Origin of the sequence: Acetobacter indonesiensis (genome assembly GCF_000963945.1) — a bacterium.
Classification (GTDB): domain Bacteria; phylum Pseudomonadota; class Alphaproteobacteria; order Acetobacterales; family Acetobacteraceae; genus Acetobacter; species Acetobacter indonesiensis.
The window spans coordinates 116,339-141,277 of the sequence record NZ_BAMW01000007.1 but is presented as its reverse complement, the minus strand read 5'-3'; the positions used below and the strand labels follow the sequence as shown (position 1 = coordinate 141,277).

The following is a 24,939-nucleotide window of genomic DNA, read 5'->3' as shown; positions in this document are numbered from 1 at the left end:
CCATAATAAAAGGCATTGAGCCTGTGTCTGCTGGCCAGAGTGGCCAGCGCATGGCGCAGATAGGAAGAGCATAAGACATGACTTTGGTTTCGCGTGATTTTTTTCTGTCTCGTCGTGGATTGATGGCAGGCGTTGCTGTGCTGCTGCCAGTTCTGGCGCTGTCATGTGCTCCGGTCGTCATGGCGCAGGGGGCTGGGGCCCGTATGTCTGTGCCTCAACAGGATGCCGTAGCGCCTGAAGCGGCTGTCCTGTCTGATACTGATCGTGCATGGCTGGCCAAGATTGAGCAGACACTCAATAGTGCCAGCACGTTTCAGGCGCGGATGCAGCAGCTTGATGCAGATGGAAAACGCACAACGGGCGTTGTGTGGATGAAACGCCCCGGCCAGATGCGTCTGGCGTATGACCCGCCAACCCCGCTGCTCCTGGTGGCGAACGAGGGCAAGGTGGTGTTTCGTGATAACCAGTTGGATCAGACCACGGTTATCCCAATGGAACGCACACCCTTGGGGCTTCTTCTGCGCCAGCATGTCAGCCTGTCTGACGATGTGACAGTTACGGGTTTTGCTCACGAAGGTGGCCTTGTTCAGGTGTCACTTGTGCGGACGTCCTCGCCCGGAGACGGCAGCCTGACGCTGGTTTTCCATGACAAACCACTGGCCCTTCGGTCATGGAGCGTGCTGGACGCGCAGGGGCGTGAAACACGCGTGACCCTGTTTGATGTGCATACGGGCATCGCTATCCCCCCCGACACGTTTGCCTTGCCTGCCCAGCCGGAATAACCGGCGGCAGCGTTCTGCTATTTGGGTATGGCGTAGGCTGATGGGCCTTCTTTGCGGGGTATGGCTGGAAAAAACAGTCTGGCAGGCCGATATAGGGACGCAGAGAGACAGAACCTGCGGTGAGGGGTATTAGGACTAACTCCCCGCAGTCTATCTGAATGAAGAGAGCAAGGCAGGCTTTAGGTATGACGGCACGGCGCACCACGCCCATGGGGGGAGATCTTTTTGGGCAGGATGCCCCCGCGCCGACTTTTGACAATGTGACGTCTGCCGGGTCTGCTCGTCCAGCCCCCAATCAACCGCTTGCAGACAGGTTGCGCCCTAACAAACTGGAAGACGTGGTGGGGCAGGGGCATCTACTCGGCCCAGAAGGTAGCCTGACCCGTATGCTGGAACGCGGGTCACTGGCCAGTCTGATTTTATGGGGCGGCCCGGGGGTTGGTAAAACCACGATTGCCCGTCTTCTGGCGCAGGCGGCTGGCCTGAAATTTGTTCAGCTTTCTGCCGTTTTTTCCGGCGTCGCAGACCTGAAAAAAGCCTTTGAAAATGCCCGCCGGCAGGCGGAGGTCGGCGGCGGGACGCTGCTGTTTGTGGATGAAATTCATCGCTTTAACCGGGCCCAGCAAGATGGTTTTCTGCCGGTGGTGGAAGACGGCACCATTGTGCTGGTAGGGGCCACGACGGAGAATCCGTCTTTCGCGCTGAACTCTGCTTTGCTGTCACGCTGTCAGGTAATGGTGCTGAACCGGCTGGATGATGCCGCGATGGAAGCCCTTCTGGCGCGGGCAGAGGAAGAAACTGAACGCCCCCTACCTTTGACCGAGGAAGCTCGCGCTACGTTGCGGGCCATGGCCGATGGCGATGGGCGGTATCTGTTGAATATGGTGGAGCAGCTTCTGAACCTGAAAGCGGAAAAACCGCTTGATGCACAGGCATTGGCGCGCCTTCTGGCCAAACGGGCCGTGCTGTATGACCGTGACCGGGAAGAACATTACAATCTGATTTCCGCGCTGCATAAATCCCTGCGTGGGTCAGACCCCGATGCCGCCCTGTATTGGTTTGCCCGTATGCTGGAAGGCGGGGAAGATCCGCGTTATCTGGCCCGTCGCATGACTCGCTTTGCGGCCGAGGATGTGGGGATGGCTGACCCCCATGCCCTGCCATTAGCCATTGCCGCGTGGGAGACGTATGAGCGTCTTGGCTCGCCGGAGGGGGAATTGGCACTGGCGCAACTTGTGGTGCATCTGGCCACGGCCCCGAAATCAAACGCGGTCTATAAGGCATACGGTGCGGTACGCCGCGCAGCGAAGGCCACAGGCAGTCTGATGCCACCCGCGCATATTCTCAATGCGCCCACCCGGCTGATGCAGGATATCGGGTATGGAAAGGGCTATGAATATGATCACGATGCCGAAGAAGGCTTTTCTGGTCAGAACTATTTTCCAGACGGCATGAAGCGGCAGACCTTCTATAACCCAACAGGCCGAGGCTATGAGCGGGAGGTCCGGCATAGGCTGGAAACATGGTCCCGCTTGCGGGATCGGCGTCAGTCGTGAATATCGTGCCATGAGTGTTGTGATTCTGACCGTAAGCGAAGACGAGGCGGATATTCGTCTTGATCGCTATTTTCGTCGCCATTACCCGCATTTGACGCAGGGGGCGCTTCAGAAACTGTGCCGTACCGGGCAGATTCGGGTTGAGGGCAAGCGTGTTGAGGCTTCGACGCGGCTGCAACCCGGCCAGTCGGTGCGTGTGCCGCCCATCCCGCAGGCCGCCAAGCCAGCGCCAGATGTGCCCCGCCAGCTTGATGAACGCCTTGTGCGGGAAATCAAAGGCATGGTTCTGTATCAGGACAAGCAGGTTATTGTTCTGAACAAACCTGCGGGTCTGGCGGTGCAGGGCGGCCCCGGCATTACCAAGCATGTGGACATGATGCTGGATGGCCTGCGCGCCAACCCGGATGACCCGCGCCCGCGTCTGGTGCATCGTATTGACCGCGACACGTCAGGGCTGTTGCTGCTGGCCCGTACGCCGGGTGTCGCTGCTAAGTTGGCAGAGGCATTCCGCGGGCGTGACGTCAAAAAAACCTATTGGGCAGTTGTCGTGGGGCGCCCGGACCCGCAGGCAGGTGAAATTGACCAGCCCCTTGCACGGCTTGGAGTCGGTGCCAACGCGATTATGGTGGCGGCAGATCGTAAGGACCCGGACGGACAATACGCTCGCACCACCTACGAAGTGGTAGACTCGGCGGCCCGTAAGTTTTCATGGCTGGCATTGTCACCGCTGACAGGGCGCACGCACCAGCTGCGTGTGCATTGTGAATCGCTGGGCACACCCATTTTGGGTGACCCGAAATATGGCGGTGCAACTGCCCATGTGGATGGATTTATAGATCAGCTTCATTTGCATGCGCGTGAGCTGGATATGCCACATCCCGCTGGCGGCCGCTTAACCCTTACCGCCGAATTGCCGCCGCATATGCGTGAGACATTCCGGGCTTTGGGCTTTACGCCGGGTACAACACCCAAACCCGTCCGACGTGGCGGCTAAGGTAAGACAAACCCGGTTGATGCAGGAGACAAAGACATGCGGCTGAAATGGAAGCTGGGCCTGTTGGCTGGTGCCGCCGTTGTTCTGGTGGGGGGCGGTAGCGTTGTCTCCTCCATGCAGGATGCAAACTGGATGCGCGTCCGGTTGGCTGCGGCCGTTGAGCAGCGTACAGGCCGGCATTTAAATATTGATAGGCTGCATGTCTGGATTCTGCCTTTCCCGTGGATTGAAGCGCGAGGGGTCAGACTTTCCGGTGTGGAAGAAGGCGGCCCGGATATGCTGACCGCGGGCGAGGTCCGTGCCCGTCTGGCGCTGTTGCCGCTGTTTCAGCACCGGATTGTGCTGAACGATGTCAGCATTATCCAGCCGCATGTTTCGGTGCGTCGTCTGGCTGATGGCCGGGCAGACTGGCAGTTTACACCCCAGCCGGATGTTCCGTCAGATGCACCGGCAGGCCGCGTGTCATCAGGGACCATGCACTGGAATCTGGGCATGACTGGCATTCAGGTCAGTAAGGCAGATGTGCAGTGGCAGGATCTGCTGCGCCATCGGTCAGGCTGGGTGCCGCTTGATTTGGTAGAGATCAAGAACCTTGATAGCAGCAAGCCAGAGTTTGAGGTTAAGGCAACCAAAGGCAACGGCGCTTTTGTGCTGACCGGCCAGACCGGGCAGATATTCCCCACTATGGCAGAAACGCTGCCCGTGCAGGCCAGATTATCCTTTACGGTGGATGGGAAACCGGCGGGGTTGGCTCATCTTGATGGGTCTGTGGCTGACCCCGAAGGCAAGCGCAGCTATGCCTTGAATTTTGGTGGGTCGCTTGGGCAGCTTCAGGCGCTTGAAAGCTTCTTTCCGCATGCGGCCCTTCCGGATGGGCAGAATATTTCTGTTGATGCTATTATCGGCGGGCAGGGAGAGCAGCCGGTTGTGCAGGGGCTTCATGTCCGCACCGCGCAAATTGATGCCAGCCGAATTATCCCTGCGGCGAGCATCAGCCGCCTGACACTGGATGCCACACGACCGGAGGACAGATTATCCGTCGTGCTGGATGGCAAGCTTGGAGCACAGGCGCTTGGGCTGCGCGGCACTGTTGGCACGCTGGCGCAGGTCACGGCATTGGCGCTGGCGCCAGAGCAGACTGATATGCCCGCAGACCTGATGATTATGGATGGCGCGTCCAGCCTACGTGTTGCAGGGACACTGGGGGGCGGCCACTCCGCGCTTGATGTGCATGGTGTTCTTGAACATCTGGCTTTAGGCGATAACCGCCCCACGATTGATGACCTGAAAATCGATGGTCATGTTGAAACGCCTGATACAAAGGCGCTGGTGCATGAACACGATGCTCCTCATGTTATTCGTGGTGTTACGGGGGCCGTAGATGCTCAAAGCCCGCATGTGACATGGCGTGGCCTGACATGGACGCAGGTTTCAAGCCATATTGTTGTGCAGAACAGCAAACTGGTTGCTGACCCGATTACGGCGCAGGGTTCTGGAGTTCAGCAGTCTGGCCGTTTTGCGTATGACGCATCGGGCGCGGCGCCCCAAATGGATGTTGCGGCACATCCTGTCATTCTGCCGGTTGAGTTTGTGCAGGAATGGGCGGGCGTTCCATCCCTTATGCAGGGGGCGTTGACGCTTGTCGGGGCTGTCTCCATGCAGGGGGATGATGAAGCAACCCGGCGTAAAAGCCTGAATGGCCATATTGGTGCATCGGTGGTTGATGGCGCACTGGGCGGCCCCGCCCTGCGGGCAATGGTGGGGCAGAATATTCCCGTCAAAGGCAGAATGCCGGTGCGGTGCTTTGGCACACATATGCAGTTGAGTGATGGGAGGGCCACCATTGATCTGCTGGGGCTGGAAAGCGATTTTCTGTCCCTGCATGGGCATGGCACTGTCGGGCTTGAAAATCAGGCGCTTGATCTGCACCTGTCGCCGCGCGTTGCGCTGGGCGGAGCGTCAGCCGGGTCTGACGTGCGGGTGACAGGAACCTTCGCAGCCCCCGTGCCGCAGATGGAGCCCACTTACGGCGGTCGCTATGGCATTAATATCGGCGGGAACGATGGCGGCGATGATAATTGCCCTGCCTTGCTGTCCTCTGCACGGGAAGGGGGAACCGGACCTGCGGCCTCTCCCCCCAAGGCGGGTAAGGAAGGAAAAGTGATGAACGTGCTGCGTGGCTTGGGGCTGTTTAAATGACCAATGACATCAAGCCACCCGTTGCAGCCCCAGCCGGGCGGAAACGATTCTGGAAGCAGGCAACAATCGTGCCAGCCGGAACAGGATACGCCGTTGAACTGGATGGCCGTCCCGTCAAATTGCCCGAACGCACAACACTGGCTGTTGAAAGCAACGCGCTGGCGCAGGCTCTGGCAGAGGAATGGCAAGCGGCAGGTAAGGAAGCGGGCGGTCTGTTCAGGCCAGAAGACCTGCCGCTGACCAGAATCGCTGGTTCCATGCTGGAGCGGATTCCAAACCAGCGAGAAGGCGTTATTGAAAGTCTGCTGGCTTACGCAGGCAGTGATCTGCTGTGCTACCGCGCAGAAAACTGGTCTGATCTTTCAAGTCAGCAAAAAGAACGCTGGGATCCATGGTTAGCTTGGTGCGAAAAAACCTTTGGCGCGAAGCTTGCTGTTTCTGGCGGCGTCATGCCGATCAAGCAGAGCGGCGCTGCGATCGCTGCGCTGCGAAAGACGCTCGAAAGCGCATCCGATGCGGAACTGGCGGTTCTGGGTGTTGCCGTACCTGCATTAGGTAGTTTGGTTCTTGGGTTGGCGCTTCTGCACCAACAGGCCTCACCAGAAGATCTGACAGGCTGCGCCACGCTTGATGAACAGGCGCAGATGCAGCGCTGGGGTGAAGATACGGAAATTACCGATCGGATTGCGCGTATGGGGCGTGACGTTGCGGATGCCGGGCGCTTCCTGATATTGCTGAAGCAAGGATAACCACTTTATCTCATGGTAGCGCCTGCATGATGCGAATGTGTCATCGCTGCCATGAATTTGCCTCGGTGTATTTTTAGACAGTTTTCCAGACGCAGGGCGAACAATGTTCGTTGGTTGAATTATCATGTTACCGAACGGGGAAAACGTGATGCGATCTGAGAGATATAGCGCAGACAATTCTGATCATTCGCTGCCTGTCATACGGGCGCGGGGCAGGGTTCAGGCACGCGCCGCACATATTTTTGCAACCTGTGCCATGGGTTCGTGGTTTCTGCTTGGCATCATTCCTGTTGCTGTCATTCTTTATTCCATGAGCTAACCTGAAACCTGCTAGAGTAGACGCGTGTCAGCATGCGGGTTTGCCGGGTTGGGTTGAAAGACTGTTCGTGGCAGGCTGAAAGCAGATTTTCAGGAGAGGTTTAGGCCAATGGCATATAAAAATAAGGTTCTGGCGGCACTGGCTGTTGCAGGGCTTTCCTGTGCGGCTGTGCCTGTTTTTGCGCACTCGGGCACACCTTCTTCGCTGGGTGGTGGTTCTCATGGTGCTCCCATGTGGGGTGCTGGTGGCCTAAGCATGCTTGAAGGTATTTCCCTGACCAAGCAGCAGCGCAAAAAAATTGAGACCATCCTGAGCGATGCGCATGATCAGGATCAGACGGATGATATCCGTAACGATATGGGTAAAATCCACCAGCAGATTCAGGATCAGCTGACAGACCCCGGGCCCATCAATCGTGAGCAGATCAATACCCTGCTCCAGCAGCAGGCATCCCTGCGTGCCCAGCAGGAAGCCCGCCATCTTGATGTGGCAGAACGGATTCATGATGTGCTGACACCTGAACAGCTTTCCCAGATCAAGGCCCGTCAGGCCAAGATTCATGATCTGATGGAACAGCTGCATGAAGTGCAGCATCCGTCCACACCGGACGACAGCAAGTAATAAAGCCAGAAGTTTCTTGACTCGGAGAGGGGGGTAGCTTAACCCCTCTCTCAAATCAGGACAGCCACCCCGCGAGTACTCGCGCAGTGGCGCGTTTTCTTATGGGGTGGTACGCTATTGTTCGAGGCTCTCTCAGGCAGGCTTTCAGGGGTTTTTGACGGACTCGCCAAACGTGGTGCGCTGTCTGAAGCCGATGTTATGGAGGCAATGCGCGAGGTCCGTCTGGCTATGCTGGACGCAGACGTTGCGCTGCCTGTTGTTAAAGACTTCGTAAACAAAGTTAAAGAACGCGCCGTGGGTGCCGAGGTGCTTGAAAGCATCTCTCCCGGTCAGGCTGTTGCCAAAATTGTCAACGACGCCCTGATTGACGCGCTGGGTGGTGCCGGTGCGGTTCCGCTCAACCTGAATGCCGTCCCACCTGTGCCAGTGCTGATGGTGGGGTTGCAGGGGTCAGGTAAAACCACCACGTCCGGTAAAATTGCGCTACGGCTGAAAACGCGCGAACGCAAAAAGGTGCTTCTGGCATCGCTGGATACCCAGCGCCCTGCGGCGCAGTTGCAGTTGGCGCAGTTGGCTCAGCAGGCTGGTGTGCCGTCTCTGCCAATCGTTGCGGGTCAGACCCCGGTTGAAATTGCGCATCGCGCGCTTGATACCGCACGGCGTGAAGGGTTTGACGTCGTCATCCTTGATACTGCCGGTCGTCTGTCCATTGACGAAGCGTTGATGGAAGAGGTGCGGCAGGTTCGTGCAGCAACCCAGCCCGCAGAAACCCTGCTGGTTGTGGATGCCATGACCGGTCAGGACGCCGTGAACACCGCAAAAGCCTTTAACGAGGCAGTGGGTGTGACCGGTGTTGTCATGACCCGTATGGATGGTGACGCACGCGGTGGTGCTGCGCTGTCCATGAAGGCCATTACAGGCGCACCCATCAAGCTGACGGGTTCTGGCGAAAAGCTGGATGCGCTTGAAGAATTCCACCCTGAACGTGTTGCAGGCCGTATCCTTGGTCTGGGTGACATCGCCGGGTTGGTGGAAAAAGCGGCTGATACGCTTGATCATGAAGAAGGCGAACGCCTGGCCAAGAAAATGATGGCCGGTAAGTTCGACCTTGATGATTACGCGTCCCAGATCAAGCAGATTAACAAACTGGGTTCTATCTCGGGTATTGTTGGTATGCTGCCGGGTATGGGGAAGCTGAAGGAAGCCCTTGGGGATAAAGACCTCGATACGTCTGTTCTCAAGCGTCACCTTGCCATTATTTCATCCATGACCAAGGCCGAGCGGAAAACGCCGGCTATTATCAAGGCGTCACGCAAAAAGCGTATTGCCGCCGGGTCTGGAACCACTGTTCAGGAAATCAACAAGCTGCTGAAGCAGTTTGATATGATGTCCGACATGATGAAGCGCTTTAACAAGCTGGGCGTGAAAGGTCTCATGCGCCAGGGAATGTCCGCGCTCATGCCTAAAGGGATGGGAGGAGGGCCGCCGGGTGGTGGTCGTCCCTTCCGCTAAAGCGGCCTGTTTCTATCTGAAGTTTTCTGGGTTTGGAGAAGTCTGAATGAGTCTTAAAATTCGTCTTGCCCGCGCTGGTGCAAAGAAGCGTCCGTACTACCACATTGTTGTGGCAGACAGCCGTTCACCGCGTGATGGTCGTTTCATTGAAAAGGTTGGCGCATACAACCCGATGCTGCCGTCTGACCACGCTGAACGCGTACGTCTGGTTGGTGAGCGTATCACCCACTGGCTTTCTCAGGGTGCACAGCCGACCGACCGTGTAGCCCGCTTCCTGGGTAACGCTGGTCTGGCTCCGAAGCCTGCTTACAGCGAACAGCCCAAGCAGTCTGCACCGAAAAAGAAAGCGCAGGCTCGCGCTGCTGCGGCTGCTAAAGCTGCCGAAGCTGCTGCTGCCTAAGGCTGAAGCCAGACAGAGCAGACCGGATCATGCGTCCTGACCTTATTCTGATTGGCGTTGTGGGAAGACCGCATGGCGTGCGTGGCCTTGTGCACGTGCATAGCTACGCGGATGATTCCTCCACGCTGGAGACGTATAAGGCACTCGTTGATGATCAGGGCCGCTCTTGGTCCTTGCGCTGGCGCGGGTCAGATGGTGTGGCGGAACTGCGTGATGCGCAGGGCCAGCCACTTGCTGACCGGACGGCTGCACAGGGGCTGGTTAATACACGTCTTTATGTATCACGCGATGTTCTGCCCGAGCCTGAGGAAGAAGAATTCTACCATGCCGATCTGATCGGTATGGAGGCACAGGAAGAAGGACAGTCTCTGGGGCAAGTGGTCATGGTTCATGACTACGGCGCAGGGGCTAGTCTGGAGCTGACTGGCGGTTTGCTGGTTCCGTTCACGCGGGCTTGTGTTCCGGCAGTTGATCTTGCCGGGCGCGTTCTGACCATTGTTCGCCCTGTTGAAGTGGCGGGCGAGGAAGGGCGGGGCGTAGGTGGTGCTAAAGCGGCCGAGCCTTCAGCATGAGCTGGCAGGCAACGGTGCTGACCCTTTTCCCGGAAATGTTTCCGGGGCCGCTTGGCCTGTCATTGGCCGGGCGAGCGCTGAATGAAGGCACATGGTCATGCACACCGCATGATTTGCGCCCTCATGGCTTGGGGCGGCATCGGGCAGTGGATGATACGCCGTTTGGTGGCGGGGCCGGGATGGTTATTCGGGCAGATGTGGTTGATGCCGCTCTGTCTGCTGTTCAGGCACCCGCCGATGTGCCGCGTGTCTTCATGACGCCCCGCGGTCGGCCCCTGCGCCAGCGCGACGTCAGTCGTTATGCCGAAGGGCCGGGTGTAGTTCTGCTGTGTGGTCGGTTTGAAGGTGTGGATGAGCGTGTTCTGCAGGCCCGGAACATAGAACAGGTCTCCATCGGGGATTATGTTCTTTCCGGGGGTGAGACGGCTGCTCTGGTTTTGCTGGACGCATGCGTCCGGTTGTTGCCCGGCGTCATGGGGAGCGATGAAAGCGGTGTGGAGGAAAGTTTTTCCGACGGGCTGCTGGAATACCCCCATTATACCCGCCCCGCAGTATGGGATGGGCATGACGTGCCGGAAGTTCTGCTTTCAGGCAATCATGGTGCAATTGCAGCATGGCGGCAGAAGCAGGCTGAAGAGATAACGCGGGAAAGACGGCCGGACCTGTGGTCTGCCTGGCTGGCTCGCAGGGAAGAAAATGAGGCCACTGCTGCCGGACTGTCCGGACAGACACGCCATACTGGGGTTTGAGGAAGGATACGGATATGAACATTATTCAGCAGTATGAAGCTGCCGAAATTGCGCGTCTGACAGCAGAACGCGCAGTACCGGTGTTTGCCGCAGGTGACACCGTTCGCGTTTCCGTTCGCGTTGTTGAAGGTGAACGGAAGCGTCTGCAGGCTTTTGAAGGTGTGGTTATTGCCCGCTCTAACAAAGGTCTGAACAGCAACTTCACCGTGCGCAAAATCTCTAACGGTGAAGGCGTTGAACGCGTGTTCCCGCTGTATGCACCGACCATTGCTGAAATTCAGGTTGTGCGTCGCGGTAAAGTACGTCGTGCAAAGCTGTACTATCTGCGTGGCCGTAGCGGTAAATCTGCCCGTATTGCTGAACGTCCGCGTGACGTTGTGGCACCGGCTGCTGCTGGCTAAAAACTGGACAAGGCCTGCCTATGGCGGGCCTGTTCTTTATAAAAACCCGGTTGGGCCTGTGCCCGCCGGGTCTTTGCGATGCTGAGAAGATGAAGGCGCGGGTCTTTTCGTCTGTCAGATAAGCTGTTTTGCCCCCTCTCCGGCATAGCGCGTCATTGCTGGATGAACCCTGCAGCGGTAAAAGCTTGCCCTGCTGGGTGTGGTATTTCAGGCGCGTCTGCGCGAGTCCGCACCGTTTCATGAAAGGGGAGGGCCATGGCGCCGCGTACGTTGTTCGACAAAATCTGGGATCACCACGTTGTCGAGACTCTGCCGGATGGCACCTCTATCCTTTATATTGACCGTCACCTTCTTCACGAAGTGACCAGCCCGCAGGCATTTGAAGGTCTGCGCCTTGCTGGCCGTAAGCTGCGCCACCCCGAAATGACCGTGGCTGTGGTCGACCATAACGTCCCGACATCTGACCGCACCCAGCCCATCGAGGAACCAGAAAGCCGGAACCAGATTGAAACGCTGGAACGGAACGTGAAGGAGTTTGGCGTCCCGTATATTCCGCTGCTGTCAGCCAATCAGGGTATTGTGCATGTCGTCGGGCCAGAGCAGGGTATTTCTCTGCCGGGGATGACGATTGTATGCGGTGACTCTCATACCTCCACCCACGGGGCAATGGGCGCGCTGGCCTTCGGCATCGGCACATCCGAAGTTGAACATGTCATGGCTACGCAGACCATTCTGCAACGGCCCGCAAAGAACATGCGCGTGACTGTAGAAGGCACACTGGGTGCTGGTGTTTCTGCCAAAGACGTAATGCTGGCCATTATTGGTCATATTGGCACCGCTGGCGGCACAGGCCATGTCATCGAATTTGCGGGTTCTGCTATTCGTGGGCTGGATATGGCCGGGCGTATGACCATCTGCAACATGTCGATTGAAGCAGGTGCCCGGGCTGGTCTGGTTGCCCCGGATGATGTGACGTTTGATTATGTGCGTGGCCGCCCCTTTGCCCCCAAAGGTGAGGATTTTGATAAAGCGGTTGCCTATTGGCGGACCCTTTCATCAGATGACGGGGCGCATTTTGATACGGAAGTCACGCTACGCGCTGAAGATATTGCCCCAAGCCTGACATGGGGCACCAGCCCGGAAACAGTGCTGCCAATCACGGCCACTGTGCCAGACCCGGCGCAGGAGTCTGATGAAGCCAAGCGCGTCCAGATGCAGCGTATGCTGGATTATATGGGGCTGGATGCCGGGCAGAAAATTGCGGGCACCCCTGTCGATGTCGTGTTTATCGGGTCATGCACCAACAGCCGAATTGAAGATTTACGTGCGGCCGCAAATGTTGCTGCGGGGCGTAAGGTGGCTGACGGTGTGCGCGCCATGATTGTTCCGGGCTCTGGTCTGGTGAAACGTCAGGCTGAAGAAGAAGGTTTGGACAAGATTTTTCTGGATGCAGGGTTTGAATGGCGTGAAGCTGGGTGCTCCATGTGTCTGGGCATGAACCCGGACCGGCTGACACCGGGGCAGCGTTGTGCTTCGACGTCCAACCGTAACTTTGAAGGCCGTCAGGGGCCGGGTGGTCGCACACATCTGCTTTCGCCCGCCATGGCTGCTGCTGCGGCCGTTACTGGTTGCCTGACAGACGTAAGGGAACTGGCATAATGGATAAATTCACTGTTCTGTCTGCTGTGGCGGCGGCTTTGCCTGAAGCCAATATTGATACAGACAAAATTATCCCCGCCCGGTTTCTGAAAACAACACAGCGTACCGGCCTAGGCAAACACGCCTTCGATAGTATGCGCTATCTGGCCGAGGGTTCTGAAAACCCGGACTTCGTACTGAATCAGCAGCCGTGGCGTCAGGCCGAAATTCTGGTCACTTATGATAATCTGGGCTGCGGATCATCGCGTGAACATGCGCCTTGGGCGTTGCTTGATTTTGGTATTCGCTGCGTTATTGCACCGTCTTTTGCCGATATCTTTTTCAATAACTGCTTCAAAAACGGTATTCTGCCCATTCGTCTGCCGCGTGACATCTGTGATGCGCTGATGGGCGATGCAGCTATGGGCAGCAACGCCAGGCTGACGGTTGATCTACCCCGGCAGGTTGTTATTCGGCCAGATGGGCAGGAAGTGCCATTTGAAATTGATCCGTTCCGCAAGCACATGCTGCTTGAAGGGCTGGATGATATTGGCCAGACGCTTCAGCACGAAGGCGAAATTACCGTCTTTGAACAGACCGTGGCAGGGGAACGCCCCTGGATGCCGAAAATTTCTTTCGAGTAATGAGAGTGGAGACCCCGATGACTGCCCAACCAGCCAAGAAACTGCTCGTTCTGCCCGGAGACGGGATTGGCCCGGAAGTGATGCGCGAAGTCACCCGCATCATCACATGGCTGGAAGAAAAACGGGGTCTTTCTTTCGATATTACGGAAGATCTGGTGGGGGGAGCCTCCCTTGCCGAATATGGCGAGCCCATTCGGGATGAAGTCATTGAAAAAGCCCGTGCTGCCGATGCCGTGCTGTTTGGTTCGGTGGGTGATCCGCGCTGGAACCATGTGGGTTTTGACAAACGTCCTGAATTGGCCATTCTCAAGCTGCGTCAGGAACTGGCTCTGTTTGCCAACCTGCGTCCTGCCAAAGTGTTTGATGCTCTGGTCGATGCCAGCACGCTGAAGCCAGATGTGGTGCGTGGTCTGGATATCATGATTGTGCGCGAAACCGTGGGCGGCATTTACTTTGGTAATCCACGCGGTATCGAAACGCTGCCAGATGGTAGCAAGCGTGGCATCAACACCGAAGTTTATACGACTTCTGAAATTGAACGTGTCGCGCGTGTGGCGTTTGATCTGGCCCGCAAACGGTCTGGCCGCGTCTGTTCGGTTGAAAAATGCAACGTCATGGAAAGCGGTCTGCTGTGGAAAGAGGTTGTGACCGACCTTCACGCCCGTGAATACAAGGATGTCGAACTGTCACATATGCTGGCAGATAACTGCGCCATGCAGTTGGTGCGTAACCCGCGCCAGTTTGATGTGATTGTAACCGGCAACCTGTTTGGTGATATTCTGTCAGACCTTGCCTCCATGTTGACTGGCAGCCTTGGTATGCTGCCATCAGCCACGTTGGGGGCTGCTGATTCACACGGTAAGCTGCCTGCACTTTATGAACCTATCCACGGCAGCGCGCCGGATATTGCCGGGCAGGGCATTGCCAATCCGATTGCACAGATCCTCTCCTTCGCCATGCTGCTGCGGTATTCATTCAACATGCAGGATGAAGGGCAACTGATTGAAGATGCCGTCTCTAACGTGTTGGAAAGCGGCCTGCGCACCGCCGATATCATGAGCGATGGTAAAACCCGTGTCAGCACGTCGGTCATGGGCGATGCTATTCTGGGCGAACTGGACAAGTTGCAGAAGTAAAAAAGGGAGCCAGAGGCATGAAACGCCTCTGGCTTTCGCGGCAAATCAGGCTGCGAAACGTCTCTTCTTCCTCTCCGGTTCGATGCAACGCCGGGAAGGGGGGATGAGCGATTGATAGGAAAACCGAGACAAATTGTCTCCATTCCGATACAAAACAGAACCCGATGACACACAATACCAGAACAAAAGGACAGTCTTGATGCGTCTTGGACGTTGGATACTGGCTTGCGCAGCATCGGCGCTGGTCATGACAGGGGCAGCCGCGCAGGCGGGTGCTGAAACTTCCGGGACGGGGAAAGATTTTTCTTTTCTGGATGATATCCACGGTGCCAAGGCGCTCGGCTGGGTGCGGGCACAGAACCACCATACCACGTCTACACTTGAAAAAGATAAGCGTTACGCAGGTTTTTATAAAAGTACACTGGCTGTCTTGCAGGCTCCGGACCGTCTGGCTTTGCCGTCCCTTCTGGGTGGCGATATCTGGAACTTCTGGCAGGATGCCCAGCATCCGCATGGGATCTGGCGTGAAACGACGCAGTCTTCCTATCTGGCCAAAAACCCTAAATGGGAAACACGGCTGGACGTGGATGCTTTGGCCGCCAAAGAGCACATGAACTGGGTGTTCAAGGAAGCCAACTGTCTGGCACCGGATGATGAACACTGCCTGATTGTGCTTTCAAATGGTGGTGAAGACGCAGACACATTACGTGAATTCAACACAAAAACTGGCCAGTTTGTGCCGAATGGATTTCAGTTTTCGCGTTCAAAGCAGACCGCAGCGTGGGTCGACCAGAATACGGTGTTGTTGACCAGAGATTGGGACGGGAAGGGGGAAACCCTTACGCCTTCAGGTTATCCGTTTGTTGTAAAAAAAATAGTGCGTGGCGCGGCTCCCGGTCAGGAAGTTGAAGTCTATCGCGGCGAAAAATCAGACATGATGGTTGCTCCCACAGTGTTGACTGATGGGGCCGGCCATAAGCTGGTGCTTATTCAGCGGAGTGTGACATTTTTTGAAAACCACTATGCCATTGTAGAAGGGGACAAGCTGCGCTGGTTGCCATTACCCGCAAAAACGGAACTTCACGGTCTGCTGAAAGGGCGTTTGGTTCTTTCTGTTGAGGAAGACTGGCACCCGCAAGGCTTGCCCGTGGTGCCAGCAGGTAGCCTTGTCTCCGTTGATCCCGCAGCCCCAGACCAAAGTGTAGAAGTTATTTTCACACCGGGGCCTTCTCAATCGATTGATGAAGTCGGCGTCACAAAAAATACTGTTCTGGTTAGTTTGTTTGACAATGTGCGTGGCCGCGCCATGCGTTTTACGGAAATGCAACGTGGTCGCCCATGGGATGGAGACGCGCTGGATCTTCCCGACATGACCTCTATCCATATTGTTGATACGGATCACGCATCGGACACCGCCTATCTGAGTGTTGAAGGTTATCTTGAACCGCAACAACTGTGGATGGTCGAAAAAGATGCGGCACCGCGCAAAATTAAATCAGCACCGGCACGGTTCAAAACAGCAAACCTGAAAACAGAACAGTTCTGGGCGCAGTCACCAGATGGTACCCGGGTTCCGTATTTTGTTGTGCATCGGCGGAATATGAAGCTGGACGGACAGAACCCGACGTTGCTGACAGCCTATGGTGGTTTTCAGGTTTCCTACACACCGACGTATGCGCCTGAAATTGGCAAGCTGTGGTTGGAGCGTGGGGGCGTGTATGTGGTGGCCAATATTCGCGGTGGTGGCGAATTTGGCCCGGCATGGCACGAAGCCGGGCGTAAGTCAGGCCGCCAGAATGTGTATGATGATTTTGCTGCCGTGGGGCAGGATCTTGTAACCCGCAAAATCACCACGCCACGTCATTTGGGTATCAGGGGCCGGTCTAACGGCGGTCTGCTTGCTGGTGTGCAGATGGTGCAGCATCCCCATATGTGGAATGCCGTCATTATTGGTGTGCCATTGCTAGATATGGAACATTTTGAAACCATGTCAGCCGGTGCGTCATGGGCGGACGAATATGGGTCGATGTCTGTGCCGGAGGAAGCGAAGTTTCTTAAGCGTATTTCGCCGGTTCATCATCTGAAGGCTGAAGTGACTTACCCAACGCCATTCATCTTCACGGCTACCAGTGATGATCGTGTCGGCCCGGTTCATGCGCGGCGTTTTGCTGCCCGACTAGAGTCAATGGGCAAGCCTTTCTATTATTACGAAGATATCGAAGGCGGCCATTCTGGCACGGTGAATGCACCAGAAGTCGCCCATGAACGGGCTTTAGAGGCGGTTTATCTGTCTCATCGTCTGATGGATGCGCATTGAGCCGATAAAAAAAGCCCCCTGCTTTAAGGGGGCTTTTTTGTAGGAGTTGCTAAACTATTCGTCGCGTCGGCAACGAGGCGTTCCTACGCCTGCACGTCATCCAGAAAATCGATTGTTGGTACAAAAAACAATGTGCCTGTCACAGCCTTGCTGAAATCAAGCAGACGGTCATAGTTGCCAGCAGGTTTGCCAACAAACATGTTTTGCAGCATTTCCTCTGTTGTGGAAACGGAACGTGCATACCCGATAAAATAGGTGCCAAATTCACCTTTTCCAATTTCTCCATAAGGCATGTTGTCACGGACAATATCAATCTGTTTGCCATCGCGTGTGACAACATTCAGGGCATTATGGGCGTAGTCAGGCTTTGTGGCGTCATCCAGTTCAACGTTTGACAGCTTTTTGCGGCCAATAATTTTTTCCTGCATTTCGATAGGCAGTTTGTTCCATGCCTTAACATCGTGCAGATATTTTTGGGTGATGACGTAGCTGCCACCCGCAAATGCAGGGTCTTCATCCCCAATAAACGCTGCTTCACTGGCTGCTGCATTTTCAGGGTTTTCAGTGCCGTCTACAAAACCGATTAGGTCGCGGTCATCAAAATATTTAAAGCCATGCACTTCATCTACCACGGTTGTGTAGGGGCGCAGACGGTCCATAATGAGGGCCGCCATTTCAAAGCACATATCCATGCGCACAGCACGAATATGCAGCAGCAGATCGCCCGGCGTTGAGACAGCGTGATGCACGCCCTGAATTTCCTTGAACGGATGTAACTCTTTGGGGCGTTCGCCCGGAAACAGGCGGTCCCACGCTGCGGAACCAACCCCCAGTACACAGGAAAGTTGGCCGTTCAGATCACGAAACCCCACGGTGCGCCGTAAGCCCGACAGGTCAGCGCAGAGCTGTTTGACCGCGGTAGCTGCTTCAGCATCCGGGTTGATGGTCAGAACAAGAAAAATGGCTGCGCGGGTCAATGGAGCCACAACGGGCTGGGGGGCGACTGGGGGCATGGTGTGTCCGTATCTAACAAAAGGTAAGGCGGGAGGGCATTATCTGTAAGTTCAGACAAAACGTAAGAAAATAATAGCAAAACAGGGAACCAGAGGCTCCCGATATCGTTTGCACGACGAAATGCATAGAAGCAGAGGGGGGCAAAGAGCAAGGTGCCGTGCCCATCATTACTGTTGCTTATAATTCCATAATTGGAATAACTTTGTCACACACCGCAAAGCACAGTTAGAACAGAAAGACTGCCATCAAAGATAATTTTTATTGCCGTCTTTGATCATGTGTTCTGGCGGATGCGTATTTCACGTCATGGCGTAATGCGTCCCATCGTATGCCTGACACGCTGGATAAGCTTTCTTTACAACCGCCTCTTTTTCCTCTTGGAGTATGCCCCCGGTGACAGGACTAGATGCCCTTTTTCTGGCGCGATTGCAGTTTGCATTCACTGTCGGATTTCATATTGTTTTCCCCGCGTTTTCCATAGGGCTGGCTGCCTATCTGGCTGTGCTGGAAGGCTTGTGGCTTAAAACGGGGCGGCAGGTTTATCTTGATCTGTTCCGTTACTGGTTGCGGGCGTTTTCTATTGTATTTGGCATGGGCGTTGTTTCCGGTTTGGTCATGTCTTACGAATTCGGAACCAACTGGGCGCAGTTTTCCCAGAAAGCAGGCCCAATTTTGGGGCCGCTTCTGGGCTACGAAGTTATGACCGCGTTTTTTCTTGAGGCGGGTTTTTTAGGGATCATGCTGTTTGGCATGAACAAGGTTGGTAAGAAGCTCCATTTCTTTGCCACCTGTGTTGTCTCCCTTGGCACACTCATTTCCATGAGCTGGATTTTATCTTCAAACTCATGGATGCAGACGCCCCAGGGGTATGCCATAGAACCTGGTACAGGACGTTTTATCCCGCAGGATTGGTGGGCAATTGTCTTTAATCCGTCCTTTCCGTTTCGTCTTGTGCACATGGCGCTGGCGGCGTTTCTCTCCGTCGCGTTTGTGGTCGGGGGTGTTGGGGCCTGGCATCTTATCCGGGCGCGCCGTGCAGGTAGACAGCCTACAGAAGCCGTTAAAATCATGTTTTCTATGGCCATGTGGATGGCCGCGATTGTTGGCCCACTTCAAATTCTGGCGGGTGATGCCCACGGTCTGAACACATTGAAATATCAGCCCGCCAAGATTGCCGCCATGGAAGGTGATTGGGAGAGCGAAGGCTATGCCCCGGAACTGTTGTTCGGTATCCCGGATATGGAGAACGAGGTCACCCGCTATAAGATCGCCATACCATATGCAGGCTCGCTGATTCTGACCCACAGTTTGAGCGGGAAAGTGCCCGGTTTGAAGGATTATCCCAAAGACCAGCGTGCGCCGTCCTATGTCGTGTTTTTCAGCTTCCGGATCATGATTGCTCTGGGTGTCTTGATGGCACTGGCAGGGCTATATTCACTGTGGCTCCGGTGGCGTGGTGCTTTGTGGAACAGCAAGCTGTTGCAGCGTGCCGTCCTTATCATGACCCCGGCAGGTTTTATTGCGTTGCTGTGCGGTTGGGTCACGACCGAAGTGGGGCGTCAGCCCTTCACCGTTTATGGTCTGTTGCGCACGGTTGATAGCGCATCGCCAGTACCGAGTGCCAGCATCTGGGGCACGCTGGTCATTTTTGTAATTGTCTATGCGATTGTTTTTGCATCGGGCATCAGCATTCTGCTGCGTGGTTTCGCGCAGGAGCCTCACTCCAATGAAACGGGGCCAGATCCCCGGCACCCACAACGTGCGGCCGCCATGGCTGGCGCTGTGTCAGATAACGCAGGGACGGAAGCATAATTATGATAGAGCTATCAGGTGCTGCCTATTGGCTGCCGGTTGTCTGGGCTGTGTTGGCTGCCGTGGCAATCTTCATCTACATTGTTCTTGATGGGTTTGATCTTGGCTTGGGCATTCTGTTCTTTGCCGAGAAAAACAAGATACATCGCAACATCATGATTCAGACCATTGCCCCCGTCTGGGACGGCAATGAAACATGGATGATTTTTGGTGGGGCTGCCCTATACGGGGTTTTTCCTAACGCATACGCCACCATCCTGCCGGCTTTGTATCTGCCGATCTTCATTATGCTGTTTGCATTGATTATTCGTGGTGTAGCGTTTGAGTTTCGCTCCCGCATGCATACCGAACAAGCGCAGGCTTTGTGGGATATTGGGTTCTGTGTAGGGTCTTTTATTGCCACCTTTATGCAGGGCGTTGTTCTGGGAACATTGGTGTCCGGCATCAAAGTTGAAAACAACCAGTTTGTCGGTAGCAGCTTTGACTGGTTGTCGCCTTTCCCGCTGTTTTGCGGTCTGGCTGTTGTGTGTGGTTATACATTGCTTGGCGCGGCATGGCTGGTGTGGCGAACAGAAAGCACGCTGCAAGACAGTATGCGGAAATGGAGCGGTATCCTTTCCGTTCTGATGCTGCTGATGATTGTGGGTGTGTCAGTCTGGACACCCGCTTTGCACGCAACCTACATGCAACACTGGACTGACTGGCCGCGTATTCTGTTTGTTGCGCCTGTGCCTGTTGCCGTTGCGGTGCTTGCTATCGTGATGATGATGGCTCTGCGCGGAAAAACCTCTCGGCGGATTCCGTTTTTCTGTGCACTGGGCTGGTTTTTCCTGTCATTTACAGGGCTGGGTATCAATATGTGGCCCTATATCGTGCCCCCTGGCATGACAATCTGGGATGCGTCGTCTCCACCAACCAGTCAGGCTTTTCTGCTGGTGGGGGCTGCGGTTTTGATCCCGCTTATTCTGACCTATACCGCTTTTGCCTATCATGTGTTTCGTGGCCCCGTGAACGAACACAGCGAAAGCTACCATTAAAAGGAGCAGACGCAGATGCAGACGGTTGAACAGCCCTTGTGGCGTAAGCTTGCCTGGTTTCTGGCGCTCTGGGTTGGTGGGGTTTTGGCTCTGGGCGTTGTCGCGGGTGTGTTAAAGCTGGTTATTCATAATTAGCTTTCTGTGTGCGGAAAGCGGGGCTGTGCGGTTTCTTAAACGCCGTACAGCCTTTTTTATATCATGCGGGCAAAGCGACTTCATAAAACTCTCATGCAATGGATATGGGGTGTTTATGGGTGCTGTTTATAATCAGGCGATGCGGTTCTGATAACGTCTGCAAGGTTTTCAAACAGGGTGCAGCGAGGATCAGTCTTGCGCCACCAGAGCGCTATGGTGCGGCCAAGGGTCGGATCTGTAAAAGAGAGCGCTTTGGAAAAACCACCTGTCTGTCCTAATCCTTCCACCGCTAAGGCAGGCATGACAGCAACGCCTTCTCCTGCTTCGACCATGTAGCGTAGCATTTCCACACTGGTGGCGATCAGAGCATCGTCCGGTGTGCGGGATGGCTGTGTGATTGAACAAAGTGACAGGGTCTGGTCACGCAAACAGTTTCCCTGATCAAGCAGAATCAAATCTGCACTTTCAAGATCAGCAGGCGTTAGGTGTATTTTCTGTGCAAGTGGATGGGTAAGGGGCACCAGCGCACGAAAAGGCTCGAAGAAAAGTGGGGCTGTCGTTATGCCGCTTTCAGAAGCGGGCAGGGCGGCGACAACCAAATCAAGCTCGTAATCCAATAACTGACGCGCCAGATCAGCCGTGCGGTTTTCAGTCAATCGCAGTGCGATGTCAGGTGTGTGGCAGCGTAACTGCCGTAAAAGAGTAGGCATGTAATAGGGGGCCAGCGTCGGAATAATACCAAGTGCCAGCGAGCCCTGCAGGGTTTCTTCAGCACTTCGGGCCTGTGCCATCAGGGCGCGGGCATCACGGACAATGGTTTCCATCAAAGGAAGAAGGGTTGTGCCGCGTTGGGTGAGCCTTGCTCCATGACGGCCGCGTTCAAACAGCACGCACTCAAGCAGGGTTTCTACTTTGCGAATCTGTTCGCTCAATGCGGGTTGCGTCACGGCGCATTGTTCAGCGGCCCGGCCAAAATGGCCCGTGCGGGCAACGGCAAGAATATATTCAAGGTCACGGAGTGTCAGGCCGCTAAGGGAGCGAGAAACTGTTTGAGACATTAGATAGGTATACCCTATCTAAACAATAAAATTAAACGAATTATTTTATTGAATGGGGGCTGATAGATCTGTGTTTACACACAGAAAAGAAGGCAGATCATCATGTCTCAAACAGCCAAACCACCCGTTTTAACCACGACTGCGGGCACCCCCGTGCCAGACAACCAGAATAGCAAGAGTGCCGGTAAACATGGGCCGCTGCTGCTGGAAAATTATCAGTTACTGGAAAAACTGGCCCACCAGAACCGGGAACGGATTCCCGAACGTGTTGTTCATGCAAAAGGATCTGGAGCATATGGAACATTCACCGTCACGCACGATATCACCCGCTACACGCGTGCTGCGATATTTGGGGAAATTGGCAAGCAGACCGATCTGCTTGTGCGCTTTTCAACCGTAGCCGGAGAACGTGGCGCAGCCGATGCTGAACGTGACGTGCGCGGCTTTGCCATGAAGTTTTATACAGACGAAGGCAACTGGGATCTGGTGGGGAATAACACCCCGGTCTTTTTCATCCGTGACCCTATGAAATTTCCTGACTTCATTCATACGCAAAAGCGCCACCCGCGCACCAACATGCGCTCGGCAACGGCTATGTGGGATTTCTGGTCACTTAGCCCGGAAAGCCTGCATCAGGTGGCTATTCTGTTCTCTGACCGAGGCTTGCCGCAGGGATATCGTTTCATGAATGGTTTTGGTAGCCACACCTATTCATTCTGGAACAATGCGGGTGAGCGGTTTTGGGTGAAATTTCATTTCAAGACGCAGCAGGGGCACAAACACTGGACGAACGCAGAAGCGGCGGAAGTTGTCGGGCAGGACCGCGAAAGTGCCCAGCGTGATCTCTATAATGCTATTGAAGCCGGAGATTTTCCCCGCTGGACGCTGTTTGTTCAGATAATGCCGGAAGAAGATGCCCTGAAGCAGTCTTTTGATCCGTTTGATCTGACCAAAGTCTGGCCGCACGCAGATTTTCCGTTGATAGAAGTCGGTGTCATGGAGCTTAACCGCAACCCGGAACATTATTTTGCGGAAATGGAGCAGGCATCGTTCTCTCCTTCAAATATTGTGCCGGGAATTGGCTATTCGCCAGATAAAGTCTTGCAGGGCAGATTGTTTGCCTATGCTGATGCTCATCGCTATCGGGTGGGTACGCATTACGAAAATCTGCCGGTTAATCGACCTAAAACGCAGGTGCGGACATATCATGCCGATGGCCCGATGCGGTCTGATTCTCCTCGTGGCACAGATGCTTACTACGAGCCCAATTCCTTCAGCGGCCCGGTTGAGGAGCCTTCAGTCAAAGAACCGCCCCTGCGTCTGGAAGGCTATGCCGGGTATTATGATCATCGTGAAGGGAATGACGATTACACCCAGCCAGCGGCATTGTTCCGACTGTTTGATGATGGGCAAAAGCAGCGGTTCTTCAGCAACATAGCAGCGGCCATGCAGGGTGTGCCGACATTTATTATCGAACGCCAGCTTGAGCATTTTCACAAGGCCGACCCCGCGTGGGCAGAAGGGGTCAGGCAAGCCTTGGCAACCCAGAACGGCTAAGGGCACGGGCAGGGTGTTTCTTTATGCCACTCTGCCTCCCTAGAGCGGTATTTCCCATGAGAGTTTGATTTTTTGCATGGGAATATCCGTTTTCAGGCTACGCACACCTTTGACCCGCGCCAGATATTCAGCCTGAAACCGTCTATATGTTTCCAGATCCTGCGCAACAACACGGAGCAGAAAATCACAGTCTCCAGCCATCAGGTGACATTCGACCACTTCGGGTGACGCCTGTACGGCTTTTACAAAATGGCTGACGGTATCTTCATCTTGTCCCTCCAGCCACACTCGGACAAAAACGGTGGTGGTGATGCCCATTTTGGTGGGGTTCAGCAGGGCAACGTAGCGATCAATAATGCCTGCATCTTCCAGAATTTTAACGCGACGCAGACAAGGTGTAGGGGAAAGCCCGACCTTTTTCGCCAGTTCCACATTGCTGATGCGGCCATTGCGTTGCAGTGCGGCCAGAATTTTCTTGTCTATGACATCAATTTTAAGCGACATTTTCCAACCAATATAAGAAATAATTTTAGCATTATACTCTAATAAATCAGTAAAAGAACGATGCTTTTGCATGCACATGCCACGGGGAGTGAGATAAGATTGCGTATTCGATGAGCAAATAGGTTTCAAGTCGTGCCAAGTGAAAGGCCTGCGCCAGACGTGCGCTGTAGAAAAGCGGAATATTGGCGCGGATTGCGTGTGTCTTTGCCTATTATGGTGGGGTTTGTGCCGTTTGCCTTGGTACTGGGCGCACAGGCCCGCATGCACCAGTTCAGTCTGCTTGATGTTCCCTTGATGACCGGGTTGAATTTCGGTGGTGGGTCAGAATTTGCAGCGGTCGGGTTATGGACGTCTCCCCCACATATGTTGCTGATTGTTGGCGTGACGTTTCTGGTCAACAGTCGGCATATTCTTATGGGCGCGACCCTTGCGCCTTATCTGCGCCGCATACCGAGTAAAATCATGCTGCCCAGCCTGTTTTTTATGTGTGATGAAACGTGGGCGCTTAGTCTGACTGATGCCCGTAAAACCGGATTTAGCCTGCCTTATTACATGGGGATATCAAGCGGGCTTTATGGCTCATGGATTGTTTTTACTTTTTTCGGCGCTTTGCTCGGTCCGATATTAGGGGACGTTACCCGCTATGGGTTTGATATGGCCTTTCCGGCCGTATTTTTTGTTTTGCTGCGTGGCATGTGGAAAGGCGTGGGGTCCATGCTGCCGTGGCTGGCAAGCCTGAGTGTGGCTGTGGCGGCTTATCTGGTTCTGCCCAAAGGGTGGTATGTGCCGTTGGGGGCGTTGGCCGGTATCACGGTGTCCTGGATGCAGGCCCGCACATGATGAGCGTTCTGACAATCGTGCTTATGGCGCTTACGACGTATAGCACGCGGGTTGCCGGGTATCTGCTGCTTAATAATGCCGTGATTTCACCCCGCACAGCCAAAGTCATGGAAGCCGCGCCGGGTTGTGTTTTGATTGCTGTGCTGGCTCCCAGCTTTGCATCTGGCAAAGTGGCGGATCTGGCAGCTTTGGCTGTTACCGCACTGGCAGCAAGCCGATGCTCGCTGTTAATGACCGTCGTGATTGGTGTTGCCAGTGGAGGACTATTCCGGCTGTTTCTGCCGATGTGATCTTGCGCCTGTGGGGTTCAGAGAAGAAGGGCTTTGTATTAGGCTCGTTATTCTCTACTGGCATATAGGCAAGAAAAAAGGCCGGGCACCAAGGGTGCTCCGG

24 protein-coding genes are annotated in these 24,939 nt (G+C 55.0%); 21 read left to right on the top strand and 3 right to left on the bottom strand.

Annotated elements, in window-relative coordinates; translation table 11 throughout:
• The first annotated feature begins 203 nt into the window (after positions 1-203).
• From Abin_RS03515 to Abin_RS03445, 15 genes are all read left to right on the top strand, one after another.
• Entirely contained in the window at positions 204-782 is a 579-nt protein-coding gene (locus Abin_RS03515; RefSeq protein ID WP_048845035.1) for a LolA family protein, read from the top strand.
• Between the two features lie 185 nt (positions 783-967).
• Positions 968-2,338, top strand: coding sequence for a replication-associated recombination protein A (locus Abin_RS03510; RefSeq protein WP_048844967.1), 1,371 nt, complete (start codon positions 968-970; stop codon positions 2,336-2,338).
• Positions 2,339-2,348: 10 nt separating this feature from the next.
• Positions 2,349-3,332, top strand: a complete 984-nt coding sequence (locus Abin_RS03505; protein ID WP_048844966.1) for an RluA family pseudouridine synthase — start codon at positions 2,349-2,351, stop codon at positions 3,330-3,332.
• A gap of 36 nt (positions 3,333-3,368) precedes the next feature.
• Positions 3,369-5,531, top strand: a complete 2,163-nt coding sequence (locus tag Abin_RS03500) for an AsmA family protein (protein WP_048844965.1) — start codon at positions 3,369-3,371, stop codon at positions 5,529-5,531.
• A complete protein-coding gene (locus Abin_RS03495) occupies positions 5,528-6,280 on the top strand; it encodes an ATP12 family chaperone protein (RefSeq protein ID WP_048844964.1) in 753 nt (250 codons plus the stop codon). The genes Abin_RS03500 and Abin_RS03495 overlap by 4 nt, the downstream gene beginning before the upstream one ends.
• 427 nt (positions 6,281-6,707) lie before the next feature.
• Complete coding sequence (locus tag Abin_RS03490) at positions 6,708-7,220, top strand: Spy/CpxP family protein refolding chaperone (protein WP_048844962.1); 513 nt, start codon at positions 6,708-6,710, stop codon at positions 7,218-7,220.
• A 117-nt stretch (positions 7,221-7,337) separates the two neighbouring features.
• Positions 7,338-8,732 carry a signal recognition particle protein gene (gene ffh / locus Abin_RS03485; protein WP_048844961.1) on the top strand — a complete coding sequence of 465 codons (1,395 nt, stop codon included), beginning with the start codon at positions 7,338-7,340 and terminating at the stop codon, positions 8,730-8,732.
• A 46-nt stretch (positions 8,733-8,778) separates the two neighbouring features.
• Entirely contained in the window at positions 8,779-9,132 is a 354-nt protein-coding gene (gene rpsP, locus Abin_RS03480) for a 30S ribosomal protein S16 (protein WP_048844960.1), read from the top strand.
• A 29-nt stretch (positions 9,133-9,161) separates the two neighbouring features.
• The gene (gene rimM / locus Abin_RS03475) at positions 9,162-9,704 is read left to right on the top strand and encodes a ribosome maturation factor RimM (protein ID WP_048844959.1); all 543 of its coding nucleotides are present in this window, start codon (positions 9,162-9,164) and stop codon (positions 9,702-9,704) included.
• The gene (gene trmD / locus Abin_RS03470; RefSeq protein ID WP_048844958.1) at positions 9,701-10,453 is read left to right on the top strand and encodes a tRNA (guanosine(37)-N1)-methyltransferase TrmD; all 753 of its coding nucleotides are present in this window, start codon (positions 9,701-9,703) and stop codon (positions 10,451-10,453) included. The genes rimM and trmD overlap by 4 nt, the downstream gene beginning before the upstream one ends.
• Positions 10,454-10,467: 14 nt before the next feature.
• Positions 10,468-10,854, top strand: a complete 387-nt coding sequence (gene rplS / locus Abin_RS03465; RefSeq protein WP_048844957.1) for a 50S ribosomal protein L19 — start codon at positions 10,468-10,470, stop codon at positions 10,852-10,854.
• Positions 10,855-11,109: 255 nt separating this feature from the next.
• Positions 11,110-12,513 carry a 3-isopropylmalate dehydratase large subunit gene (leuC, locus tag Abin_RS03460; RefSeq protein ID WP_048844956.1) on the top strand — a complete coding sequence of 468 codons (1,404 nt, stop codon included), beginning with the start codon at positions 11,110-11,112 and terminating at the stop codon, positions 12,511-12,513.
• A complete protein-coding gene (gene leuD / locus Abin_RS03455) occupies positions 12,513-13,136 on the top strand; it encodes a 3-isopropylmalate dehydratase small subunit (protein WP_048844955.1) in 624 nt (207 codons plus the stop codon). The genes leuC and leuD overlap by 1 nt, the downstream gene beginning before the upstream one ends.
• 17 nt (positions 13,137-13,153) lie before the next feature.
• The gene (leuB, locus tag Abin_RS03450) at positions 13,154-14,272 is read left to right on the top strand and encodes a 3-isopropylmalate dehydrogenase (protein ID WP_048844954.1); all 1,119 of its coding nucleotides are present in this window, start codon (positions 13,154-13,156) and stop codon (positions 14,270-14,272) included.
• Positions 14,273-14,471: 199 nt separating this feature from the next.
• Positions 14,472-16,589 (top strand): prolyl oligopeptidase family serine peptidase, encoded by a 2,118-nt coding sequence (locus Abin_RS03445; RefSeq protein WP_048844953.1) that lies wholly within the window; start codon positions 14,472-14,474, stop codon positions 16,587-16,589.
• A gap of 83 nt (positions 16,590-16,672) precedes the next feature.
• Here the strand turns inward: Abin_RS03445 and Abin_RS03440 are convergent, their stop codons facing one another.
• On the bottom strand, positions 16,673-17,602 hold the full coding sequence (locus Abin_RS03440) for a Dyp-type peroxidase (RefSeq protein ID WP_048844952.1): 930 nt from the start codon (positions 17,600-17,602) through the stop codon (positions 16,673-16,675).
• A 385-nt stretch (positions 17,603-17,987) separates the two neighbouring features.
• Between Abin_RS03440 and Abin_RS03435 the strand changes: the two genes are divergently transcribed.
• From Abin_RS03435 to Abin_RS03425, 3 genes are read left to right on the top strand one after another with little or no spacing between them, the layout of a single operon-like run.
• Positions 17,988-19,415: a cytochrome ubiquinol oxidase subunit I gene (locus tag Abin_RS03435; RefSeq protein WP_048844951.1), complete on the top strand. Its 1,428-nt coding sequence runs from the start codon at positions 17,988-17,990 to the stop codon at positions 19,413-19,415.
• A 2-nt stretch (positions 19,416-19,417) separates the two neighbouring features.
• Entirely contained in the window at positions 19,418-20,452 is a 1,035-nt protein-coding gene (gene cydB / locus Abin_RS03430; protein ID WP_048844950.1) for a cytochrome d ubiquinol oxidase subunit II, read from the top strand.
• Between the two features lie 15 nt (positions 20,453-20,467).
• The gene (locus Abin_RS03425) at positions 20,468-20,587 is read left to right on the top strand and encodes a DUF2474 family protein (RefSeq protein ID WP_084593430.1); all 120 of its coding nucleotides are present in this window, start codon (positions 20,468-20,470) and stop codon (positions 20,585-20,587) included.
• A gap of 113 nt (positions 20,588-20,700) precedes the next feature.
• On the opposite strand, the gene Abin_RS03420 is transcribed toward Abin_RS03425, so the two are convergent.
• Positions 20,701-21,645 carry a hydrogen peroxide-inducible genes activator gene (locus Abin_RS03420; RefSeq protein WP_048844949.1) on the bottom strand — a complete coding sequence of 315 codons (945 nt, stop codon included), beginning with the start codon at positions 21,643-21,645 and terminating at the stop codon, positions 20,701-20,703.
• Positions 21,646-21,747: 102 nt separating this feature from the next.
• On the opposite strand from Abin_RS03420, the gene Abin_RS03415 reads away from it, so the two are divergent.
• A complete protein-coding gene (locus tag Abin_RS03415) occupies positions 21,748-23,202 on the top strand; it encodes a catalase (protein ID WP_048844948.1) in 1,455 nt (484 codons plus the stop codon).
• Between the two features lie 39 nt (positions 23,203-23,241).
• Here Abin_RS03415 and Abin_RS03410 read toward each other — a convergent pair whose 3' ends face one another.
• Entirely contained in the window at positions 23,242-23,706 is a 465-nt protein-coding gene (locus tag Abin_RS03410) for an Lrp/AsnC family transcriptional regulator (protein ID WP_048845034.1), read from the bottom strand.
• 198 nt (positions 23,707-23,904) lie between these two features.
• On the opposite strand from Abin_RS03410, the gene Abin_RS03405 reads away from it, so the two are divergent.
• Complete coding sequence (locus Abin_RS03405) at positions 23,905-24,546, top strand: AzlC family ABC transporter permease (RefSeq protein ID WP_218026270.1); 642 nt, start codon at positions 23,905-23,907, stop codon at positions 24,544-24,546.
• Positions 24,543-24,836 carry an AzlD family protein gene (locus tag Abin_RS03400; RefSeq protein WP_048844946.1) on the top strand — a complete coding sequence of 98 codons (294 nt, stop codon included), beginning with the start codon at positions 24,543-24,545 and terminating at the stop codon, positions 24,834-24,836. Before Abin_RS03405 ends, Abin_RS03400 begins: the two co-directional genes overlap by 4 nt.
• The last annotated feature ends 103 nt before the right edge of the window (positions 24,837-24,939 follow it).

What these genes read in the sequence shown, in the direction of transcription:
- leuB (WP_048844954.1), top strand. Translation starts at nt 13,154, where the DNA reads ATGACTGCCCAACCAGCCAAGAAACTGCTCGTTCTGCCCGGAGACGGG.
- rimM (WP_048844959.1), top strand. Translation starts at nt 9,162, where the DNA reads ATGCGTCCTGACCTTATTCTGATTGGCGTTGTGGGAAGACCGCATGGC.
- rplS (WP_048844957.1), top strand. Translation starts at nt 10,468, where the DNA reads ATGAACATTATTCAGCAGTATGAAGCTGCCGAAATTGCGCGTCTGACA.
- leuD (WP_048844955.1), top strand. Translation starts at nt 12,513, where the DNA reads ATGGATAAATTCACTGTTCTGTCTGCTGTGGCGGCGGCTTTGCCTGAA.
- Abin_RS03490 (WP_048844962.1), top strand. Translation starts at nt 6,708, where the DNA reads ATGGCATATAAAAATAAGGTTCTGGCGGCACTGGCTGTTGCAGGGCTT.
- Abin_RS03500 (WP_048844965.1), top strand. Translation starts at nt 3,369, where the DNA reads ATGCGGCTGAAATGGAAGCTGGGCCTGTTGGCTGGTGCCGCCGTTGTT.
- Abin_RS03445 (WP_048844953.1), top strand. Translation starts at nt 14,472, where the DNA reads ATGCGTCTTGGACGTTGGATACTGGCTTGCGCAGCATCGGCGCTGGTC.
- Abin_RS03495 (WP_048844964.1), top strand. Translation starts at nt 5,528, where the DNA reads ATGACCAATGACATCAAGCCACCCGTTGCAGCCCCAGCCGGGCGGAAA.
- Abin_RS03435 (WP_048844951.1), top strand. Translation starts at nt 17,988, where the DNA reads ATGCCCCCGGTGACAGGACTAGATGCCCTTTTTCTGGCGCGATTGCAG.
- Abin_RS03400 (WP_048844946.1), top strand. Translation starts at nt 24,543, where the DNA reads ATGATGAGCGTTCTGACAATCGTGCTTATGGCGCTTACGACGTATAGC.
- cydB (WP_048844950.1), top strand. Translation starts at nt 19,418, where the DNA reads ATGATAGAGCTATCAGGTGCTGCCTATTGGCTGCCGGTTGTCTGGGCT.
- Abin_RS03505 (WP_048844966.1), top strand. Translation starts at nt 2,349, where the DNA reads ATGAGTGTTGTGATTCTGACCGTAAGCGAAGACGAGGCGGATATTCGT.
- Abin_RS03410 (WP_048845034.1), bottom strand. Translation starts at nt 23,706, where the DNA reads ATGTCGCTTAAAATTGATGTCATAGACAAGAAAATTCTGGCCGCACTG.
- Abin_RS03510 (WP_048844967.1), top strand. Translation starts at nt 968, where the DNA reads ATGACGGCACGGCGCACCACGCCCATGGGGGGAGATCTTTTTGGGCAG.
- Abin_RS03425 (WP_084593430.1), top strand. Translation starts at nt 20,468, where the DNA reads ATGCAGACGGTTGAACAGCCCTTGTGGCGTAAGCTTGCCTGGTTTCTG.
- rpsP (WP_048844960.1), top strand. Translation starts at nt 8,779, where the DNA reads ATGAGTCTTAAAATTCGTCTTGCCCGCGCTGGTGCAAAGAAGCGTCCG.
- Abin_RS03415 (WP_048844948.1), top strand. Translation starts at nt 21,748, where the DNA reads ATGTCTCAAACAGCCAAACCACCCGTTTTAACCACGACTGCGGGCACC.
- leuC (WP_048844956.1), top strand. Translation starts at nt 11,110, where the DNA reads ATGGCGCCGCGTACGTTGTTCGACAAAATCTGGGATCACCACGTTGTC.
- trmD (WP_048844958.1), top strand. Translation starts at nt 9,701, where the DNA reads ATGAGCTGGCAGGCAACGGTGCTGACCCTTTTCCCGGAAATGTTTCCG.
- Abin_RS03515 (WP_048845035.1), top strand. Translation starts at nt 204, where the DNA reads ATGTCTGTGCCTCAACAGGATGCCGTAGCGCCTGAAGCGGCTGTCCTG.
- Abin_RS03440 (WP_048844952.1), bottom strand. Translation starts at nt 17,602, where the DNA reads ATGCCCCCAGTCGCCCCCCAGCCCGTTGTGGCTCCATTGACCCGCGCA.
- Abin_RS03420 (WP_048844949.1), bottom strand. Translation starts at nt 21,645, where the DNA reads ATGTCTCAAACAGTTTCTCGCTCCCTTAGCGGCCTGACACTCCGTGAC.